5 protein-coding genes are annotated in these 3700 nt (G+C 40.3%); 1 reads left to right on the forward strand and 4 read right to left on the reverse strand.

The genetic code is table 11. The features are described 5' to 3' along the window. The first annotated feature begins 139 nt into the window (after positions 1-139). A complete protein-coding gene (locus UB32_RS18820; protein WP_198528222.1) occupies positions 140-379 on the forward strand; it encodes a hypothetical protein in 240 nt (79 codons plus the stop codon). 234 nt (positions 380-613) lie between these two features. On the opposite strand, the gene UB32_RS18825 is transcribed toward UB32_RS18820, so the two are convergent. From UB32_RS18825 to UB32_RS18840, 4 genes are all read right to left on the reverse strand, one after another. Then, the gene (locus tag UB32_RS18825; protein WP_044396713.1) at positions 614-823 is read right to left on the reverse strand and encodes a hypothetical protein; all 210 of its coding nucleotides are present in this window, start codon (positions 821-823) and stop codon (positions 614-616) included. 228 nt (positions 824-1051) lie between these two features. Further along, complete coding sequence (locus tag UB32_RS18830) at positions 1052-1939, reverse strand: NAD(P)-dependent oxidoreductase (RefSeq protein ID WP_044396715.1); 888 nt, start codon at positions 1937-1939, stop codon at positions 1052-1054. A gap of 66 nt (positions 1940-2005) precedes the next feature. After that, positions 2006-2272 carry a hypothetical protein gene (locus tag UB32_RS18835; protein ID WP_044396716.1) on the reverse strand — a complete coding sequence of 89 codons (267 nt, stop codon included), beginning with the start codon at positions 2270-2272 and terminating at the stop codon, positions 2006-2008. Positions 2273-2836: 564 nt separating this feature from the next. Next, on the reverse strand, positions 2837-3472 hold the full coding sequence (locus UB32_RS18840) for a YczE/YyaS/YitT family protein (RefSeq protein ID WP_044396719.1): 636 nt from the start codon (positions 3470-3472) through the stop codon (positions 2837-2839). Between the last annotated feature and the right edge of the window lie 228 nt (positions 3473-3700).

The following is a 3700-nucleotide window of genomic DNA, read 5'->3' on the forward strand; positions in this document are numbered from 1 at the left end:
CAGTAAGTGGGGGTAGTTCAATTCCCTCTTTTTTAAAAATGAACTGGAGCGGATATTTCGAAAAGGAAAAAAATTCTACCTTTTTCACGTCTGCAACATACTGATCATCCTAATAGTGGCTTTTGCATCCAAAGCCGTAATGACGAGATATGTTTTCGAGCAGCCATTCCATGTTATCAAGGATGCTCTGATCCTAATCGCCATCATTTTCCCTGTTTATACTTCCGGTCACTTAGCATTTGAAAAATACAAATCCGTCTACCGCAAATTTACTGTTTCCGAAAATGGGAAAGTACTCGTCCTCAACGAAAAGTACATGAAAAAGAAAAAGCGATTTAGCGGCCTTAGGAAGTATAATGTCCTATCTAAGGATGAGTGAATATTCTCCTTTTCCCGGGAAATATCGACAAAAACCCTCTGAAGACGAAGCGCTTATGTTAGATTCCGACAATAAGAAAAAAGCAGATGACCATTACAGGACATCTGCTTTAGTATTTGCTCATAAAAAAAGGAGCGTATCACCCGATATACATTTCATCATATTCTGCAGAAGCAAATGGACGAAACTTTTACTCTAACATTCTTGCCTCTCTCGAATTTCCATACTTTCCAATTAGCGTGACTCTTTTGGCGGCTGGCAAACATCACACTTACGCTGGTTATTATTTTTAAACTTCGTAAATGTTTTTTCAAAATTGGATCCACATGCACATTTAAATAGTAACTTTTGAGAGAATCCGTGATATTCCGTTGATAGCAATTTGCTTTCTGAATTTTTCTCAACAAATTCCTTAATTTTAGCGATTGTCCATCGTTTATTCATTCTCTTACACCTCTATATTTTATCGCTGAGCGGAGGCTTTTTTGGCACCCGTGAGCTGAAACTAAGTTCTTCATTATAACATGAGCTCGCACACAAGGAAACTGCACGTTATGTATCTTGAATTTGTTTGAACAGAAGGTCCACCTCACAGACTGCAGGGTGGATTCTGTCGTAAAATGAAAATAGAAACATGACCGAAGTTCTAAAAAAATAAACACGAATACCGTGTTACTCCAATCCAGCGTTCTCGGATGCAATTCTGGTAAGTGCTGACCAATCTTGCTTTCCTCTGCCTTTTGCTACTGATGCGAGCAAGGTATCGTGCAAAATGCTTGCAAAGGGCATCGGTGTCTGTTTAGCGTTGGCTTCCTCTAATACCAAATTGCAATCCTTCAAGCCAAGCTCTAGCTGAAAGCCTGCCGGTTCGAATCTTCGGTTGGCGATCATCGAACCGTATCCATTGTATACTGTGCAATTAAATAATGTGGACGCATACACCTCTGCCGCCACTTGCCGATCTATTCCATTCTTTTCTGCCAAATTAAACGATTCGGCCATCGCCTCCATGGCCGCCATAATCATGAAATTCCCGCCAAGTTTAATCACATTCGCATTCCCTGGATCCTCGCCAAGATCAAACACCCGCTGGCCCATTGCCTCTTGAACAGGCTTTGTCCTCTCTTTTGCCTTACTTGAACCTGAAGATAAGATAAATAATTTCTGTGCAGCAGCAGCATCCGGGCGACCAAAAACAGGCGATGCGACATAATGGCTATTGTGCTTACCGTGGAATGCAGCAAGCTTCCGTGAAGTTTCCGGTGAAACTGTACTCATTGACAAATGGATACTTCCCTCCTCAAGCTTGTGCCCGAAACCCTTTTCACCAATTGTCACCTCTTCCAATGCTTGATCGTTAGACACCATCGTAATGACAATGCCGCCAGGAACGGCCACATCGGCAAGATGCTCCACCCGATCCGCCCCAGCAGCAATAACAGTTTCCGCTTTTTCCGGAGTACGATTGTATACCTTCACACGATATCCCGCCTTCAACAGGCTCATGACCATTGGTGCCCCCATATTGCCTAGACCAACAAAACCAATTGTTTTCTCCATCCAACCATTACCTCCTACGCTCATTTTTTTCTTTGATTTTAAACATAGTGTCCATATTGCATTTCCTCATCGATTTTCCCAAAAGGTTGAACTTTCCTCGCACTTTAATTGTTCATCAACCCAGTACAAACTCGGATCTGTTAAAGCTTTCACTAATTCTTCTCGTTCTCTTTCTTGCGCTTCTATTTTTTCCAGTTTATCATATGTAAGCCCAAACGGTGTGTCTCTCTCGGTGAAGCCCCTGATAAAATCAAACCATTCATCATACTCCTCCATTTCCCTTTCTTTTCTCTTTTGCAATCTCCTTGCTTTTAAGAGCTGTTTTTGTTTCATTCAGTCCTCTTGGCTCTTGTTTACATTCGTTTTTTCTTTTTCAGTAAAATGGATCCCAATAACTCCAGTTCTTTCAACGCACAAACCGGATCAACAGCGAATCATTTACTGTAAGATTTAACAACATTTTTCCCATCTTATTTCTTTAGCCACGACTTAGCACTCTGAAGCTCGGCATCTCGTTTCATCCGTTTGCGTCTCGGTCCCAAATTCTTTTTCTTTTTTGCCATTATGATACCTCGTGGTGATTTTAGTTTAATAAGAATATATATCGTATCGAGACTTTAACCGCCCGCAGCCCTGGCTTGTCTTATTCATTCTCTTCTTCACTATATCTCATATTATAGTACAAAAAAGCTAAGGCATCATGAAATCCCCACCCATTCCTTATGTATCAGTGACAATGGAAATCGGAGAAAATTTACATATGCTGATTTTAAATCCCGATTGCGTGAAAAAATCCATTTAAAACAAAGGGAATATGCCGAAAGTAGGCTTAAAAAACTCCGCATTAATCTAAATTTCGATTTCGTTCTTCTGTCGTCCCATTAAAAGAGACAAATATTACATCGAAATCACCTTATTGTTTATTGCGCTAGATAACTTTTCAATCCATCCTGTACAAACCTTGTAGGAAGCCTGGAAAATAGGACTCTGGATGAATGTAAAAATAAAGGTAAAAATAAAAACCGGCCCGCCTATTAATAAGGCGATCATCAAAACAATACTCTCCACAATCATTCGTACTCTGCTGATTGAGTACCCGAGCTTAACTGAAATCGCAAGCATAAAACCGTCTCTTGGCCCTGAACCGATTCGAGCAGCATTATACATTCCTCCTCCAATGCCCATGATCACAATACCAAACAGCAATATCAAAACATCAACCATGAGAGTGGAAGCCTGGGGCAAAACATCTAACCAAAGAAAAAAGTCAACCATTGGGCCGACCATCAATGCATTAATAAAGGTACCAATATTCACAAAAGTACGATCAATCAAAAGCGAGACAAGAACAAGCATCATCCCAAAAATTACGTTCCATGTTCCGATTGTCAATCCAATTTTATCAAAAAGAGCAATATTCAATACATCCCACGGGTGGACCCCTAAGTAATTAACTTTGATTGCCACAGCTATGCCGTAACTAAAAAGAATAAGTCCTACAACAAAAAATGGTAATTGTATTTTAAACTTCATTCTATCACTCTTTCAACTTGGTTAATGAATTTAGTACTAAGTCGTTCTCGATTAAGTCTTCATAAGGCAGCCCTTTTGTATACTTTAACACCTTATTAGCAGCGATTAGAGTATATCCTTCAAAAAAATTTCCGGCTTTCTATGCATACTTGGCACTCCGTGAACTACTCCCACCACTTACCACCCTTACAGGTGGCTTGAAGTGGGGGCTTCTCGACTTATCGTTGC

It is taken from the genome of Mesobacillus subterraneus (assembly GCF_000934845.1).
GTDB classification, from domain to species: Bacteria; Bacillota; Bacilli; order Bacillales; family Cytobacillaceae; genus Mesobacillus; species Mesobacillus stamsii.